16 protein-coding genes are annotated in these 16,908 nt (G+C 59.5%); 4 read left to right on the top strand and 12 right to left on the bottom strand.

Annotated elements, in window-relative coordinates; translation table 11 throughout:
* Positions 1–23: 23 nt before the first annotated feature.
* Both lspA and ileS read right to left on the bottom strand, forming a co-directional pair.
* Positions 24–545, bottom strand: coding sequence for a signal peptidase II (lspA, locus tag IH944_10635; protein MCH7905007.1), 522 nt, complete (start codon positions 543–545; stop codon positions 24–26).
* Positions 545–3,316 (bottom strand): isoleucine--tRNA ligase, encoded by a 2,772-nt coding sequence (gene ileS, locus IH944_10630; protein ID MCH7905006.1) that lies wholly within the window; start codon positions 3,314–3,316, stop codon positions 545–547. Before ileS ends, lspA begins: the two co-directional genes overlap by 1 nt.
* A gap of 348 nt (positions 3,317–3,664) precedes the next feature.
* Between ileS and IH944_10625 the strand changes: the two genes are divergently transcribed.
* The 3 genes from IH944_10625 (at position 3,665) to IH944_10615 (ending at position 7,587) form a co-directional block, all read left to right on the top strand.
* Complete coding sequence (locus IH944_10625) at positions 3,665–4,942, top strand: hypothetical protein (protein MCH7905005.1); 1,278 nt, start codon at positions 3,665–3,667, stop codon at positions 4,940–4,942.
* Positions 4,943–5,109: 167 nt separating this feature from the next.
* Positions 5,110–6,378: a hypothetical protein gene (locus tag IH944_10620; GenBank protein ID MCH7905004.1), complete on the top strand. Its 1,269-nt coding sequence runs from the start codon at positions 5,110–5,112 to the stop codon at positions 6,376–6,378.
* 39 nt (positions 6,379–6,417) lie between these two features.
* Entirely contained in the window at positions 6,418–7,587 is a 1,170-nt protein-coding gene (locus IH944_10615; GenBank protein MCH7905003.1) for a class I SAM-dependent rRNA methyltransferase, read from the top strand.
* A 455-nt stretch (positions 7,588–8,042) separates the two neighbouring features.
* Here IH944_10615 and IH944_10610 read toward each other — a convergent pair whose 3' ends face one another.
* Genes IH944_10610 through IH944_10570 form a run of 9 tightly spaced genes read right to left on the bottom strand, consistent with a single transcriptional unit; the run spans position 8,043 to position 15,324 of the window.
* A complete protein-coding gene (locus IH944_10610; protein ID MCH7905002.1) occupies positions 8,043–8,660 on the bottom strand; it encodes a hypothetical protein in 618 nt (205 codons plus the stop codon).
* Positions 8,661–8,663: 3 nt separating this feature from the next.
* Positions 8,664–9,539: a universal stress protein gene (locus IH944_10605; protein ID MCH7905001.1), complete on the bottom strand. Its 876-nt coding sequence runs from the start codon at positions 9,537–9,539 to the stop codon at positions 8,664–8,666.
* 55 nt (positions 9,540–9,594) lie between these two features.
* Positions 9,595–10,146: a hypothetical protein gene (locus IH944_10600; protein MCH7905000.1), complete on the bottom strand. Its 552-nt coding sequence runs from the start codon at positions 10,144–10,146 to the stop codon at positions 9,595–9,597.
* Between the two features lie 30 nt (positions 10,147–10,176).
* Positions 10,177–10,800, bottom strand: coding sequence for a hypothetical protein (locus tag IH944_10595; GenBank protein ID MCH7904999.1), 624 nt, complete (start codon positions 10,798–10,800; stop codon positions 10,177–10,179).
* 5 nt (positions 10,801–10,805) lie between these two features.
* On the bottom strand, positions 10,806–12,194 hold the full coding sequence (locus tag IH944_10590) for a hypothetical protein (GenBank protein ID MCH7904998.1): 1,389 nt from the start codon (positions 12,192–12,194) through the stop codon (positions 10,806–10,808).
* A 58-nt stretch (positions 12,195–12,252) separates the two neighbouring features.
* Positions 12,253–12,534: a DUF503 domain-containing protein gene (locus IH944_10585; protein ID MCH7904997.1), complete on the bottom strand. Its 282-nt coding sequence runs from the start codon at positions 12,532–12,534 to the stop codon at positions 12,253–12,255.
* A gap of 18 nt (positions 12,535–12,552) precedes the next feature.
* Positions 12,553–12,957, bottom strand: coding sequence for a DoxX family protein (locus IH944_10580; protein MCH7904996.1), 405 nt, complete (start codon positions 12,955–12,957; stop codon positions 12,553–12,555).
* A 38-nt stretch (positions 12,958–12,995) separates the two neighbouring features.
* The gene (locus tag IH944_10575; protein ID MCH7904995.1) at positions 12,996–13,499 is read right to left on the bottom strand and encodes a hypothetical protein; all 504 of its coding nucleotides are present in this window, start codon (positions 13,497–13,499) and stop codon (positions 12,996–12,998) included.
* Between the two features lies 1 nt (position 13,500).
* Positions 13,501–15,324, bottom strand: coding sequence for a CocE/NonD family hydrolase (locus IH944_10570; GenBank protein MCH7904994.1), 1,824 nt, complete (start codon positions 15,322–15,324; stop codon positions 13,501–13,503).
* A gap of 109 nt (positions 15,325–15,433) precedes the next feature.
* Between IH944_10570 and IH944_10565 the strand changes: the two genes are divergently transcribed.
* Positions 15,434–16,360, top strand: coding sequence for a polysaccharide deacetylase family protein (locus tag IH944_10565; protein MCH7904993.1), 927 nt, complete (start codon positions 15,434–15,436; stop codon positions 16,358–16,360).
* Here IH944_10565 and msrB read toward each other — a convergent pair.
* Positions 16,357–16,887: a peptide-methionine (R)-S-oxide reductase MsrB gene (gene msrB / locus IH944_10560; GenBank protein MCH7904992.1), complete on the bottom strand. Its 531-nt coding sequence runs from the start codon at positions 16,885–16,887 to the stop codon at positions 16,357–16,359. The genes IH944_10565 and msrB overlap by 4 nt on opposite strands.
* Positions 16,888–16,908: the final 21 nt, after the last annotated feature.

Raw genomic sequence — 16,908 nt, 5'->3', positions numbered from 1 at the left:
TCTGACCGATAACCCGCGAGTCGCTATTGGGAATCGTCGCTGGGAGGGGTTTCGGCAGAGCTGGCACCCGGTGCTTTTACTGGGCGCTTTGTGAAGATCTCCGCAAGAATGCGGTACGTCATCAAGACCCCTGCGACTGTGATGCAGGCGTCCGCGACGTTGAATACCGGAAAGTTGATCGCCCTGATCCAGAACATGTCGGTGACCTTTCCCAGCGCGAGCCGGTCGATGAGGTTGCCGATCGCGCCGGCGGCCAGTAGAGCCATCGTAATGTGTGCGACGCGCGGCTCGTTCGGGTTCTTGAGGCTGAAGTAGCCCGCCCAGCCAGCGATGATCAGCGCGATCGGCGCGAGCCAGAGGCCGATCCCCTGCAACATGCCGAACGCGATCCCCTCGTTGTACACCAGCTTCAGCTCGAACACCTCCGGCCACAGCACTGCGACGCTTCGGCCAGCGGTCTCGTCTGCCGCCACCCTGACCCAGAACTTCAGGAATTGGTCGAGCGCCAGCATCGTGAGCGACAGTCCGAAGAACAACCTTGGCATCAGGCGAGCCCCAACACCTTGCGATCGCGCGCTGAGAGCGGGACAGTCTCGCCGTTCCACTCGGTCGGCTCGACGTCCGCGCGGCGAACGCGGCTGCGCTCGCACTTTTGGTACTTGCTGACGAAGAACTCGGCGCGCAGCTCGCCCTCTGACACCTCGACCGATGCGACGCGGTAGTAGTTCGCCAGGTCGCCCTTGAACGATCGCAGGGCTTCGGCGTCTTTGGCAGGAGCGCGCAAAAGGACGCCGACATCCTGGCTGTCCTTTATACTGTTCTCCGTCTTCCACGTTTCCAGTTCTGCGGACACGAACTCTCTGGCCTTCAGCATCTTCGCGACCCGCGCGTGCAACTCTGAATCGACAGCGTCGTTCGGTTTCAGAGTCTCCATGTGAACAGACGGGAGGCGATCGATGACCGGGATCCGTTCGTAGATCTCTTCGGCGGTGTGCGGCAGTATCGGCGCGATCAACTTCGTCAGTTGCACGAGCATTGCGTGGCAGGCCTTTTGTGCCGCCCTGCGCGAAGGCCAGTCCTTTCCATCGCAGTACATGCTGTCCTTCAAGGCGTCGAGATAAAACGCCGAAAGCTCGTTGACGCAGAACTCATGAATGCGGCGAAGAACCTTGTTGAAGTCGTACGACGCGTACAGCTTGAGACAGTCGGCGACGACGACCTCCGTCTGCTCGACGGCCCAACGATCGATGTCCTCAAGCTCCCCATCGTATCCGCTGTAGTCGTACAGATTCGACAGCAGGTATCGCAGAGTGTTGCGAATCCGCCGGTAGCTTTCGCCCGCGACTTTCAGCAGTTCGACCGAACACGCCATGTCATTCGTGTAGTCGACGCTTGCGGTCCACAGCCGCAAGATGTCCGCGCCATACTCGTCGCAGACCTTGACCGGATCGACTACGTTGCCGAGGCTCTTCGACATCTTTCTGCCCTTGTCGTCCAGCACCCAGCCGTGCGTCAAGACTTCCGCGTACGGTGCCCTGCCGTTGCACGCGGTGCCGAGTATCAGCGACAAGTTGAACCAGCCTCGGTGCTGGTCCGAGCCTTCGAGGTAAAGGTCGCACGGCCACTTGTCCTTCCAGCGCGGCTCAATGTTTCCCTCGAGTACGCACATCGAGGTCGAGCCGCTGTCGAACCACACGTCGAAAACGTCTATCTCCTTGCGGAACTCGGTTTCGCCGGTTTCCGGATGCTTGTAACCGCTCGGCAAGATCGCTGACGGCTCTTCGGAGTACCAGGCGTCGGAACCTTTCCCCTCTATCAAAGTCGCGACCGCCTCTATCGCGACCGGATCGAGCACCGGCTTGCCGGATTCTGCTCCGTAGAAAACCGGGATGCCGACCCCCCACGGGCGCTGGCGGCTGATGCACCAGTCCGGGCGGCCTTCGATCATCGCCCGCATCCGCTTGTGGCCGCTTTCCGGGATCCACTTCACGCGCTCAACCTCCTCCAGCATCTTTTGCCGGAGCGTTTTCGACGGGTCGAGATGGAACGGAAGGTCGATGCCGACGAACCACTGCTCGGTTGCGCGGAAGATGACCGGCTTGCCGTCGCGCTCTGCGTGCGGGTAGGAGTGCTGGAAGTCCTCGACATGCAGCAAGTTGCCTTCCTCTCGCAGCCGATCGACGACGACGAGGTCGCAATCCTTGTACTTGACGCCCTCGAACTCTCCTGCCTCATCGGTCAGCACACCGTACTTGTTCACCGGGCACAGAATCGGAAGGCCGTACTTCTTGCCAGTGAAGAAGTCGTCGCGTCCGTGGCCTGGCGCAGTGTGGACGACGCCGGTGCCTTCGTCCGTCGTAACGTAATCGGCCAGCACCGCGACGGACTCTCGGTCGAAGATCGGGTGCTTGAACTTCGCTCCCTCGATCTCTATTCCCTTGTACGTCTTGACCGTTTCGTAACCTTCGATCTCGCACTTCTGCATCGTCATCTCGACCAGTTCAGTGGCGATCAGGTAGTGGCTCTCGCTAGCCTTGACGAGCGAGTACTCGAACTCTGGATGGAACGCGACTGCGAGGTTAGCCGGGATCGTCCACGGGGTCGTCGTCCAGATGATCGTGTACAGGTTTCCGAATCCCTCGAACAGGTTGTTCTTGTCTTCGAGCAAAGGGAAGCGCACGAAGATCGACTTGCTCGTGACGTCTTTGTAGACGACCTCCGTGTCGGCGAGGGCGGTCTGGGCGGTCGGGCTCCAGAGCGTTGGCCGCAGTCCGCGGTAGACGTAGCCGTTCTCGACCACGCGCTTGAAGACTCTTACGATCTCGGCCTCGAACTTGTAGTCCATCGAGGTGTAAGGCCGGTCCCACATTCCGAACACGCCGAGCCGCTTGAACTGCTCGGTCTGGACTTCGGTGTACTCGGCGGCGTGTTCGCGGCACGCTTTCCTCAGCTCGACCACGCTGGGACGCTCTTTCCTTTTGGCGAATTTTTTCTGCACCGTCAGCTCGATCGGCAGGCCGTGGTTGTCGTAGCCGGGCACGTACGGCGCGCGCTTGCCCATCAGCGTCTGGCTCTTGACGACGAAGTCCTTCAGAATCTTGTTCATCGCCGTTCCGATGTGGATCGGGCCGTTCGTGTACGGAGGGCCGTCGTGCAGGACGAACGGCTCGGCGTCCTTTCGCGCCTCTTGGATCGCCTCGTATATGCCGATCTCGTCCCAGCGCGCCTGCATCTCCGGCTCGCGCTGGGCAAGGTTCGCCCGCATAGGAATCGTGAACTCCTTGTCCGGCAGATTGAGGGTCTCTTTCAGGCTCATTTCGAGCCTGGAAGTGTACCTGCGGGGCCGCAACGCATCTCAGTCCTTTTCGGAGTGCGCGGAGGTCTCCGCGCTTTTCACAGCATCGAGCGTATGACCTTCGTCAGAAACTGATAGTAGTTTCAGAACTGCGACTCCTCCAATGTCGCACTACCATGAAGGCCAACACCTACTGTGCATCGCTAGTGGAGGAGCCGTCGCGGCGGGCATCGGTCGTCCGGTACCATTGGGTCGCGAGCGTCGCTATGAAGGAGAAGCTCAGCCGATTTTCGGACCGCGCGGGTGCTGGGGCTGCCGTCCGACGAGTACAGCCGCTGCTCAATGCAGATGTCTTGAGAGGACACGGCCATGCCTAGTCCGGCAGGCTCCGGCAGGGTGTGGACGATGGCCGTGATCACGGCGGTCGTGGTCAGTTTGTTCGGCGCGGGGGTTATCGCCAACGCACCTGCGATCACAAAAGAAGAGTATCACTTGCTCGGAATTGATCGCGTGCCGAACGATCGGAGCGTGTACTTAGGTGGTGAAGGACAGTGGATGGACGTGCCGAAGCGCTACGAATACGTCGTGTGGCTCAACGGATCCTTGCAATGGAGCAATCGGTATTACGAGGTGCGGCCTCGACTGCCGCACGTATGGATAGAAGACGAGCACGGAAAGCGCGTCCGCCGCATCCGCACTCGGCGCGTTGGAGGTTGGGAGCCACATGAGACCGGTGGGATGATCGGGGTCGCTATCAGGAGTGATGACTGGTCGGCCGCATCAAGTGGGGAAATCGTTGTCGCGCGGGGCAAGACTGTCATCGCCCGAATCCCGTTGAAGAACTCAGCGCTGGCAGTCGACTTCCCGCTACGGTCTAGCGTCCGGGTTGCGGACAAGTCCGTCGTCTTCAGCCTAGAACAATTGTCTGGCAATCTTCGGATGAAGCTAGCAACCTATGGTATTGAAACACAATTGCGGGGAGAGGACAAAGAGGGAGAGCTCCTCCTGGTCGTTGGACAAGCGTCGATACTGGCGAAGGGCCTCGAGGACACTGTCAGATTTCAATTGATGCTGATGCCCGGCGGAAATAACGGGAAAGTCAACTTTGACAGTGCGACGGCATATCCTTCGCCGATGGCGCTCGAGGTAACGGGGCGGATCGTGCGTGGGACGTGGGAAAGGACGACCTTGCATGTCGATGTGTCCTCCATTGAAATACTCCCAACACTAGTTCCGGAGGAGGAGTTATCTGTTCCAAGGCAGTCGCTGACCTTCCCGGGAGGATCGATCGAATTACAGGGCACGTCGCGCCGAGAAGTCAAAGATAGCTACAGCCAGGACGACCACCAAATTGGCTTCTCACTCAACCTCAGGAGTTCATTTACCGACGATTGGAGCGCGTTCGCTCATGAGAGCGAGCAATCGCTCGTCCTACTCGCCCCTGGCGTCAAGATATCCACATATTGGGGTCGGGGAATCGCCTACTATCTTCCGGGCGAATCTGTCTTGCACATATACGATGCGAACCAACTCATCGAGGAGTGTACACACGATAGACTGGGATTCGATATCGACGTCTACACGGTTCGATCGCGGGAAGTGGAGGACTTCAGTCTGCGGTTGAAGCCCAGAGTCTGGGGCTACTAACGCTTCCCACGCTACAGGTACAGTGTCCTCAGGGGCCATGTTAGCAAACGTCGTCATCAATCCGAAAAAGGGACGCAAGGTGTGTGTGATCCGTAACTGGAACCAGCGATCGAGTTTCGACTTGACCAGCGAGGAATTACTTGCGCAGTCCCCAAGAGGCAACCGCGATGTCTAGCGCCTCGGGCTCCGGCAGGATGTGGACGATGGTCGTGATCACAGCGGCCGTGGCCGGTCTGCTGGGCATAGGTTTTCAACTCAACTCGCCCGACATCACGACCGAGAACTACGAACTGGTTGGAATCGACCGCGTTCCGGAGTCTCGATTTCTGGCACGAGTCGGCTATTTCGGATTCGCAAGGTGGGAGGACGTGCCAGCCGAGGACTCGTATGTCATTTGGCTGAACGGAGAATTGGAGTGGAGCAACCGCTTTTACGACACCGACGTCAAACTTCCCAAGATTTGGCTTGAAGATGAAGACCGGAAGAGAGTTGGGCGCGTCTTTGTTAAGCGTACGGGAGACGAAGAGTCAGAGGCCGCGAATCTCGGGATTGGTATCACAGCGGAAGACCTGAACTCGGCTGCGAGCGGGCACCTCGTAATCGCGCGCAACAGGAAGGAGATCGCGCGCCTCCCCCTGGCCAACTTGGTGGAGATGGTTGACCTCCCTGAGCGACCAGTAGTCGAGTTCTTGGCGGGATCGGTTGTGATCAAATGCACTGCATACCAGTCCTGGGCGAGAATGACGTTGACGACCGATGCATTTAGCTCTGAGCCGACTGGTGGCGCAGCAGGCGAGTACGTCTTCCTCCGGGGGCAGGCGTCGTTCCTGCCGACAGGCGACGAGCACACGAACGAGGTCTGGTCGCTGCTGATGCGTGATCATGAGATCGCTGGGGTTAGGCTCGATAACGTTCCGCCAGTCGCCGAGCCGATGGCGATTGGACTTTCCGGACGACTCGTACACGGGACGTGGGCGAGGGAGACGATCCACATCGATGCCACGTTAGTGCCAGCACGTGCCAGCGGCCAGGAGGAGACACTGACCGTGCCGCGCCAGTCGCATTCGTTTGTCGGTGCGTCGATCAGCCTGGCCGGAACTTCAATTCGAGCTACTGAGTACCCACTTGCTTGGGATTCGGAACGTAGCGACCATCAAATCGAGTTCTCGCTAGAATTTTCACCTTTGTTCACGAACGATGTTGAAGAGTTTGGCGCCGGATACGAAAAGACGCTCATTCTCGTTTCGCCGTACGGCAGCATGTACTACGGCCCAGGAGTGACGTATGTATCCGGCGAATCCGTCCTAGAGTTGTCCAGCGTCCGGGGTCTGATAGATGCCTGCTCTCACGCCGCAAACGGCTTCGACATCGATGTTTACACGATCACCCCGATCAAGTCGTCGGATTTCAGCGTGAAACTGAAGCCATCTTTCTAGACCCCACGAGTCGGGCCGAACCGCAGGTAGAGTGCCACAGTGTCAGAACTGGCAACCATCATACTCAAACCCAAAAAAGAGCGCAAGGTGCGCAACTTCTACCCGTGGATACAGCGGGGCGAGGTCGTGCGCGTGGAGGGGGATGTCGAGGACGGGGATTTGGCGCGGCTGGTTTCTAGCACGGGCGAGTTTCTGGCGGTTGGCACTTACAACTCGCAGAGCCGGTTCCGCTTTCGCGTGCTGTCGTTGGAAGAAGAGCTGATCGACGAGGCGTTTTTTGAAAGGCGGTTTCGTTCGGCTGTCACCGCGCGCGATCTGTTGGTCGCGGGGACGAACGCGCGGCGCATCGTCTACTCCGAGGCCGATCGGCTTCCTGGCCTGATCATCGACGAGTACGACGGTCACTTGGTCGTGCAGGTGCGATCAAAAGGCATGGAGAAACTGAAGTCCGTCTGGCTGCCCGCGCTGGTTGCGGCGACCGGCGCAAAGTCGGTGTACGAAAAGAGCGAGATGGCCGGACGCAAGGAAGAAGGGCTCGAGCCGACGAGCGGCCAACTGATCGGAGAGACGCCGGACGAGATCGAGATCGAAGAGGACGGACTGCGGATGACTGCGCTGATCAAGAACGGATTGAAGACCGGCTTTTACCTCGACCAGCGCAACACGCGGCGGCTGTTCGCGCAGCGCCTTTTGGAGGGAGACCGGGTGCTCGACGGCTTCTGCTACACCGGCGCATTCTCCATGCACGCCGCACGTGCCGGGGCTTCTGTGGTCGGCATCGACCTGCACGAAAAGGCGCTCGCAACCGCGCGCAAGGACTTTGAAGCGAACGGTTTAAGTGGAGAGTTTATCGAGGCAAATTTATTCGAATGGCTCGAAGGGAACGAGGGCGAGAAGTTCGACTGGATCGTGCTCGATCCCCCGGCGATCAGCAAGACGAGCAAGACGCGCGACGCGCTGAAGTGGGCCGTGTGGAAGCTCGTGCACAACGCTCTACCGCATTTGAATCCGGGCGGTCGCATCATCGCCTGCTCGTGCTCGTATCAGTTGATCCAGAAAGAACTCATCGAAATCTGCCGCCTCGCCGCCAGCGACCGGCACGTTCGGCTGTTCCTCGAGGACATGACGTACCAAGACCTCGACCACCCCGCACCCATCCAGTTCCCCGAGGCGCTGTATCTCAAATGCGCCTGGCTGCGGTTGGGTTAGCCGGGGAGGGCGAGCACGTCATCCTGAGCAAGCCTGTCCTGAGCGTGTCGAAGGAAAGGACCCCGCGAGCCGTGCTGGCGGACTGAATGTCCGCGGACCGGGGTGCGGGCCAAACGCCCGCGCTCCGAATCCCTCCCCAGGCCCTCGGGCTGTCGACGGTTGCAAACTTTCGTGGCCGGGGGAGGTTAGGAGGGGGCGGTACAGAATCGGGTCGAGCGCACGGTATCGCAGGAGTGCCACCCTCCAAAGCAGAGTTTCGACCGTCCCCTCTCCCCTTGAGGGAGAGGTTAGGGTGAGGGGTTCGACAGCAGCAGTCCCATCCGCTCAAGGAACTGTCGGCAGCACCGAAGAGCGGTGTCGCAGGAGTGCCACCCTCCGTCGTCCACGAAACGTCGCGCAGACGGCGCGGTGTCGCAGGAGCGCCACCCTCCGATCACAGCTTGCAAGGCAATCGATCACCGAGCGATTAGATACATGATCGCAGCGCCGATTCCACCGCCGGCGACTGCGGATAGTGCGATCATGAGAATCAGCGCGCGCGCGTTGAACTTGCTCGGAGATCTCTCTTTCCGAATGCGGACCTTGTGCAATGGCACGGTGTACTCCTCGCCCCAAGCGCTGACCGTCACGGTCTGAGCTGCGCTGTTGAACTGCACGCACCGGCCCCTGATGAACATCCCGTAGTCCTTAGAGAGAAAGTCGAGTGAACTGCCCGGGGTGAAGGACGCTTTGCGCAGGTCGTGCAGTCCGACCGCCGCCTCGCTGCCGTTCAAGAACTTAACGTGCGCGCCTGAATCGACGACCTTGTCGATCCGCGCAACGTAGTGATGTCCGTCGCCGGATTTCGCAAAGACAAAATCCCCCTCGTTCAGCGTTTCTTCCAAAAAAGCGAACCGTTCGTTCAACGCCTGCATCATCGCATCGCGCGGAACACCCATCTCTTCCGCAACTTTCACATACTGCTCGTACTGTGATTCGGAGGTGTCCAGTCGATCCTCGAGCGAGTGAATCTCGTGAGCTCGCTGCACGACTGCTGCGACCTCTTCATCCGATAAATCAAGCCTTGCGGTCATGCGTTACACCCTGATTACGAGCACGTTCCACGGCTCGCTTCCGACCATGTGCATCGAAGTCGAACCGACAAGGAGACGCTTAATGAAGCCGTGCCCGTGCGCGCCCAAGATGAGCAGGTCGGCGCGGGCGTCCTCCATGACCGAGTTGATGACGTCGTTCACATGCCCGCGCAGCACTACCGACGAGACCTCGTCGCAGATCGGCTGCAACTTTTCGCACACCTCGTCGTTCTTTTCCAACATGAAGTCGTTCATCGAAATGGTCTCGTTGCTCTCCTGACTGGCCAATTGCAGCAGGTCGTGCAGATTCGCGTCCACCGTGTTGGCAGAGACAACGGTGATCTTTCCGAACCTGCCGGGCGCCAACTCGATCAACTTTGCAAGGCACTTCTGTGAGTATTCAGAGTGGTCGGTGGCGAAAACCGCGTCGATCTTGTCACCGTCAACACCGCGCTTTCCGACGAGGAAACTCCGCTGGGCGTCGACGACCAGCGCGCGCGTTACGGACCCCATGAAAAAGCTCTCGAGCTTGCCCTTCTTGCTCGATCCTGAGATGATCAGGTCGGCGGTTTCCTCACGCGCAACCTCAGTGATTTCGTGCGCGGGATTGCCGAACCTCGTCACCGACCGCGAAGGTATCCCGAGCTTTTGTAGCTCTGCAGCCACCTCGGCCATCCGGTTTTCGCCGTCCCGCTGCCGCTGAGTCTGGATCTCGGTGATCGGGTTGATCGCCGCCGTTGGCATGAACCCGCCGTCAGGCAAGACCGGCTCGACGGCGTGCACGAGAACCGCCTCTGATTTGGGGAAGCGGAGTCGGGCAAAGATATCTACTCCAGCGAGGCACTGCTTCATATATCCGACGCCGACGATGGCCTTCATTGTGTACCTGTCTACAGGCTACTTGATTAGTCGATGTGGGTCTGGGCAGGATCAGTCAAACAGCATCTGCCAGTCGTTCGAATCGAGCTGCCATCTCAGCATCCCCCGCACGGCGATAGGCGAACGACGCCAAGACGATTAGTCTGTAATCAACAAACGGCTGATGCTTGACCGCAAGTGCGTAACAGTCACCAGCCGCTTGATGAAGGCCAGCTTTCGAGAATATTTCCGCCGACTTCTCAAGCGCCAGCGGGCGCTGATACTGCGAGTTCACGGCATCGAACAGATTCACGGCATCGACAGACTGGTCCATGGCCAAATAGACCAGTCCTTTGTCGAACTCGGAGACGAATCGTCGATGATCGATCGCTTTAACCGTCTCGCTCGCCTTGTCGAATTGGGACTGCCTTGCCAAGGCGAGAGCCTGGAGGAACTCAAATCTCGGTCGCATGAATTTCGATGGCTTCGGAACCTGCAGGGCGAAGTCATATTCGCCTTCAATAATATGGAGAAGCGATCGCCAGTACGCGACCTCATCGGTTGAGACGTCGCCAGTCTCGTGCATCGCGTCCAAGTGCATCTTCAGTTGTTCGTACTCTCTAGCCAAGCGGCACGCGCCTAGTATTGCTGTCGTGTTTCATCCGCCAGCCGCAGAGCAAGTCGCACGATCCTGTAGAAACTCACCCTTGTTGGGCTTCGATTTAACGATCGACTCCAAGCGCCAAGGTCGGATCAAAAGAGAGATCGCATCGACCAAGACGCTCAAAGCCAAAAGCAGAATAGACCCAATGAATCCGGCGGCAGCGCAGCCGATGTGTCCGAATAACCAGACGATGCTTCTTAACCGAGCCTTCTTCCAGTTGCGCAAGAAGCCGTTAACGCATTCTGAGAGAACGACTAGAGCGAACGCATAGGGGAGCAAGCCAAGTATGAGGGGAATTACTGATACTGCGTAGAAGGCCGACCCAACGATAATCGGCGTCGCTTCCTCGTTCCCTACCATGTTTCGCAAGTCAGAGACTAGGAAGAACAAAAGCGTCAGCGTTGCAACTATGGCCGCGGCTCCCCAGATCATCGTGAGTGGAGCTAAGGCGGTCGACCAAGCCGCAATGTCCTGAAGGAACCACGCTATCAGCGCAACGCGAGGAAGGGAGTAGACAATCAGCCCAGGAACGTTAGCTTCACGTAGCTGGTGCCGCCGTTTTAATTTGCGCCAAGGCGTTAGGCACTGCTTGATATCAAGACTCAGATCAATCTCCATTTGCCTTACTCTACGGTACGGGCGTTGGATTCGCCAGGTTGAGGCTTCTTCCTTCTACCGGCCACGATCCCGGCAATCGCTGCGAGCCCGCAGAGGTATAGGAACCAATCTCCGAACCTTCGGTAGATGGTGTTGCGGCTGTCCGGCGTGATCGTTCCGATCAGCACCTCCTTTGTTCCGGAGCCGGCCTCGGCGACGATCACTCCGCGCGCGTCGACGATCATCGAGTACGCGGTTATGTCGGCTCTGATGATCGGGATGCCGAGCTCCGCCGCGCGGAAAGGCGTGTAGGCCGCGTGGATGGCCTGCATCGTTCCAAAAGGCGCGATGGGGTCGAGCGTCGGCAGAAGGATGACCTCCACGTCGTCCAGAGACGCAGTGTCTCGCATGACCGACGGGAAGCACGAATCGAAGCAGATGTTAAGACCGTATGTGACGCCGCCGACCGTCGCCGCAGCCGGTTCAGATCCTGCCGTAACCTTGTTTCGCTCGCCGCCGAACGGCTTGCGCTTGTTGTACCGAACCAGCTCGCCATCTTTGCTGAACAGCGCCGCGACGTTGTGTGGTTTGGGAGAAGCGGCATCTTTGAACGTCGTGATGAACGGCGCCTGATCGTCTTGTTGCGCAATCTCGACGAGGCGTTCTGTTTCGCCACGCGGGGCTGCGGTCGTAGCGCTCAGTTCCGGCCAGACGACTATAGTCGCGCCGCGATCGGTCGCTTCTCGATTCCACTCTGCCAGATCATCGAGAAACATCGTGTCGTCTTGCACCGCGGCAACGGTCATCTCTCCAAGTCTAGGATTCCCCAGCATCGCGCCCATTCCGAGATACAGGCCTAACACAACACCGCAAACTGCGAGGGTCGTGTTCTTCTTCTTCTGCACCGCGATCATGAGCTGCAGGTTGATCACCCACACGAAGTACGACACCCCCCAAATCCCGAAGATCGACGCGAGCTTCATGGCAGGGAACACGCGGTACTGGGTCAGCCCAAGATGTGCAGGAAGGTAGACGAGCAGGCACGCTTCGAACAGCACGGCCCACGCGGCGATCAGCCAAGGCGTCCATTTGTCGACGCGCTTGCACTCGCCGACCAAGGCGCACGTCATCCCCACCGCGATGCCGAACAGCGCAAACCCGAGGTGGTTCCACGCGGGGTCGCCGTCTACCAGGCTCTTCTCATAGAACCAGCCCCACCGCGTGATGAAAGACCCCAGCACCAGCACGCCCATGCCGGAGGCAAAGCCGACCGCGAAACCACGGCCGCGAACGGCCAAGAACACCGGGATCAGCGCGATGAAACCTAGGTAGTAAACATCTGCGGGAGGCAAGGCGAGCACAAGCAGGATCGCGGAAGCCACGACCGAACCCACTGTCCACGCAATCCTCTGCATGGAAGTCATTGTACGTCTGGTTTGGTTCTCCGACAAGCAGAAATGCGGCGCAGGGCAGTCACGCCTGTTCGATTGCGTGATGCAAGATCTCGATTTCGGGGCACTCGTCAAACGACTCGAGCACCGATTCCAACACCTGGTGGGCGTGTAGGGCGTCGTTGGACACTGCGGCGGCGCCCACCGTAGAGGCGTTCCAGATATCGAGGTCGCCGACCTCGCAGATCGTGACGCCGAAGCTCCTTTTGGCGCGTTCGATCAGCGGCTTGATCACGTGTCGCTTCTCCTTCAGCGACCTGCACCCCGGCAGCCGTATGTGCATCTCCAAACTCTTGACGATCATCTGAAACGACCTGCTAAATCAAATGGAGTGAAGGTAAAGCCCGAGAATCGCCACGCCGAAGTAAGTCGCGAGCACGTGCGCGCCGACGTAGTCCTTAGCAAACCGCTGGCCGGTGAACAGCATCAGCAAGGCCAGGCAAGCCAGCCCGATTCCAAGCCCGGCAATCTTTTCCCAGCCCTCGATGAACATCCCGACCACTCCCACAGCGCACACCAACCCGGCGCCTACCTCGATTACGGTGATTTTGAACAGCAGCAGCGGAACGAACTTCGCGAACGGCGTCTTGGCGAAGTGCCCTTGAATCCAGTCGAGGTTCCCCTTCCAGTCGAAGATCTTATCGAACCCTGACTGAATGAAGCACGCGGCGAAGAACGCGCAGACCAGGACCTGTGCGATGAACAGCGGCTCCAGCCATTTGAACATACAACCGAACAGACGGCGCGAGCGCCGGGAACGACGCGCTACCCTTCTGTCGGTATGCGCTCTGCCTTCGGTCCGATCCAGCCGAACAGCCTGCCGAGCGAATACAGAGCGCAGAGAATCGCGGCAACCGCCGCAATGGACGAAATGCCGCCGTCGATGTAGGCGTACGCCGCAGCCAGGAAGGCGAGCGGAACAGCACAGATCATCGCGAACCTGCTGCCACGGAACAGCCCGGCTGCGGCCACCAGATGCACGATGGCGAGCGTGGTCAGGATCAGCAAGACTCCACGATAGTCCGGTGTGAATTGCCCTGCCTCGTTGAAGTTGTACGCGCCCGGATACGGAATAGCTCTGTTCGAGATGAAGTCCGGGTTTTGGTACGCGCGACTCTGATCTGCTTCCAGCGCCTTGATGCTCCAGAACGCCCAACCGTAACCGGCGATCGCGCCGCCGCCCTGTACGACCCCAAAAACCCGATCCCCAAACCAGGTCGTGCGGACTTCGATCAGCTCGCCACTCGGTGAGAACCGCTCAAATTCCATATCAGCTTGCTAACCTCCCGACGCGAACCGCCGACGGATTGATCGCGTTGCGGTGGATTCTTACCGTGCTCTTGACGTAGTCGCTGGCTTTGGCTTTGAAGATATCGACGAAGGTCTGCGGGTTCATCGCGGCGAGCGGGAACCACGACGACTGCACCTGCACCATGATCTTGTGCCCTTTCTTGAACGTGTGGAACACGCCCGGCAGCTCGTAGCTGACCAGCTCCACTTCTCCCACCGGCATCGGCTTCGGGTTTTGGAAGCTGTACCGGTACCTGGCAGGGAATATCTCGGCGCGCACCAGCATCTGGTAGTTCGCCAGCGTGTCGCCAGCATCCGGCGGGAAGACGTCGATCAACTTGACGACGAAGTCTGCATCGGTCGTGGACAGCTCAATAAACAGATCGGCGAACACCGGACCGGCAAGCGTCACGTCTTCTTCGAGAGTTTCGGTCTGGTAGACCAGGACGTCGGGTCGGCCAGCCGCGAACCGCTGGTCGTTGATCATGTACGTGGCCGTGCGGCGGGCTAGCACTCCGCCCTCGCTCGGCACCGGCCGAGCAGGATCGCTGACGTACTGGTCGAAGCCCTGCGCTGTTTTCGGCGCGTCGTCGATCGTCAACGACTTGCCGCGGCGGAAGAACAGTTTGGTCTCCGTCGCAGCCGCCGGTGGCCACTCGTCGAACTTCGACCACTTCTTAGCGCCGCTGTCGAACATATAAGCCTCCGGCAAGTCCGGATTGCCGTCACCGCGCAAGAACGCGTCGAAGAACGGGAACTCGATCTCCTCGCGGAAGAACGTGCTCGTGTCTGACCCCCAGTCCATGTCTCCGAAGGTCCGTCCGGTTGAGCGCCCCCACATGCCGTGCGACCAGGGGCCTAGCACGACTGTGTTATAGATGCCGGGGTTGAGCCTTTCCGTGCCTCGGTAAATGGCCTGCGCGCCGTACGCGTCCTCCGCGTCGAACCACCCACCCACCGTCATGACGGCGCACTTGACGCCGGTCATGCGATTGGGGAGACTCCGCGCTTGCCACCACTCGTCGAAGTTCGGGTGCGACTGGAAGTCGGTCCAGAACTTGACGTTGCCTTTGTAGTACAGCTTGTCGATGTTGCTCAGCGGGCCCAAGTCGAGGAAGAACTTGTACCAGTCTCCGCCAGTCTCGTAGCTCGGACCGCGCGTGCCGTTCGGGCTCGGCTCCGGCCTTGGCTGGCCGAAGTTGATCATGAACTTGAACAGATCCCAAATGAAAGGGGCGCCGTTGTGGTTGAAGTCGTCGCCCATGAACCACTCGCTCACCGGTGCCTGCGGGCTGACGGCCTTCAAAGCAGGATGCGAATTCACCGCGCCGATCGCTGTGTAAAAGCCGGGGTAGGAGGTTCCGACCATGCCGACGCGACCGTTGTTGTCCGGCACCTTGTTGACCAGCCACTCGATCGTGTCCCACGTGTCGGTCGATTCGTCCACGTCGTACTTGCTCAGGTAGAAGAGGTTGTTCGGGCGGATGTCGACGAACTCACCCTCGGACATGTACTTTCCCCTCACGTCCTGGTAGGCGAAGATGTATCCGGCATCGACGAACTTCTGTGAGCCTCCGTGGCCGCTCCTCATCGCCTCTCCGTACGGACGGCAGCTGTACGGCGTCCTTGTCAGTCGGATCGGGTGCAGCCCCGGTTTGTCGGTCGGCACGTACACGGCCGTGTGGAGCTTGACCCCGTCGCGCATCGGGATCATGTACTCGTACTTCGTGTACTGCGCCTGTGCGACGGCGACGACAAAAAGGGCCAGCAGAGCGAGCGACCAACGGAGCCTAATGCGCTTCATGCCCCATTATGTTTGTTCTGTCTCGGAATGTTCAAATAGAAACGCCTCGATCCGTCGCGCGTTCGTTCAGTGGGAGTTGGGATTGCGCTGGAAACCACATCATAGGTTCGTGTCGTCGCCGTGGACGCCGTTTTTGGTGTTCCTCGGGCTTTTTGGGTCGTACTACGGCTACCGCCAGCTGCGTGTCGTAGTCGGTGCGGACGAAACCTACGAGCTTCGCGGAGACCTCTTGGTACGCGGCAACCCGAATCTGCGCGAGGTCGCTCTTACTTTCGACGACGGGCCGTACGGGGAATCGACCGAGCAGATTCTCGACGCCCTGGCGCAGCACGGCGCCCAGGCGACGTTCTTCGTCATCGGAAAACACGTCGAAGACCGACCCGAGCTGATCCGGCGCATGCTGCTCGACGGACACGAGGTCGGCAACCACACGTATTCGCACCCTCGCCTTCCAACGCTCACTCTGGCACAGGCTCGCGACGAGCTGGAAAAGTGCGAGCAGGCGTTCGTCGCGGCGACCGGATCGCACATGAACCTGATGCGGCCGCCCGGGATGCGTTACAACGACGACGTCCTCCGGCTTGCGCAGGACCTCGGCTACGCGACGATCCACTGGAACGTGGCTGCCGGCGACTACGTTCCGATGGAACCAGAGGCGATCGTCGCGCGGATCATGCGAGAGGTTAACAACGGCAGCGTGATTCTGCTGCACGATTCGCCGGACACTGCCGCAGCGCTGCCGGAGATTTTGAGGCGGTTGACAGAGCAGGGGTACCGTTTCGTGACGACCACGCAGATGCTTTCGCGCCTCCCCCGTCCGGTCGTGCTGGCCAGCAACGCGGGCACGGGCCTGATCGTCGAAAGCGCCGAGCCGATCGTCGAACCTGTCGCTGCGACTCCGCGAAAAAGACGCAGGACGGAACGGGTTTTCAGCGAGCCGATCACGCCGAAGATGCCGTCTGACGCATCGACTTGGGATGGCGAAACCCCGCCAGAAGTAGAGAAGCGCGAGGGCGGCACCGCCTCGGTGGTCTAGCGCTTCTTCTCTTTGAAATTAAGCGACTCGCCGTTGATGCAGTACCGCAAGCCGGTCTCATCCTTGGGGCCGTCGGTGAACAGGTGGCCGAGGTGGCCGTCACAGCGCGAGCACAAGATCTCCAAGCGGGTCATTCCGAAACTGCGATCCATTTTCAGCCACAGGTTTTTGCGTTCGACCGGCTGGAAGAACGCCGGCCATCCGGTGCCGCTGGCGAACTTTGCGTCGGTCGCGAACAGCGGCAGGTCGCACCCCGCGCACCGGTAGACGCCGATCTTGTGGTTGTCGAGGAACGGACTGCAGAACGCGGCTTCGGTGCCCTTCCTTCGCAGAATTTTGTACTGAGCCGTCGTCAGCTTCTCCTTCCACTCTTCGTCGCTGAGCACTACCTTGTCCTTTCGCTCGGGGCTCTTGTTCTCGACGGCGATTCCGTTGTACGTGATGTTTTCCTGGTTTCGACGGCTCTGCGCGAACGCGAGCAGTGCGAGTCCGAGGACGACCACGACGGCGATGACGGTTCGGTTCATACCGCTTCTATAGTACGCCAA

The sequence above is a fragment of the Armatimonadota bacterium genome, assembly GCA_022563855.1.
Lineage (GTDB): Bacteria > Armatimonadota > Fimbriimonadia > Fimbriimonadales > Fimbriimonadaceae > JADFMN01.
Note: the sequence above shows the minus strand (reverse complement) of the source record. Positions and strands in the feature narration are given on the sequence as shown.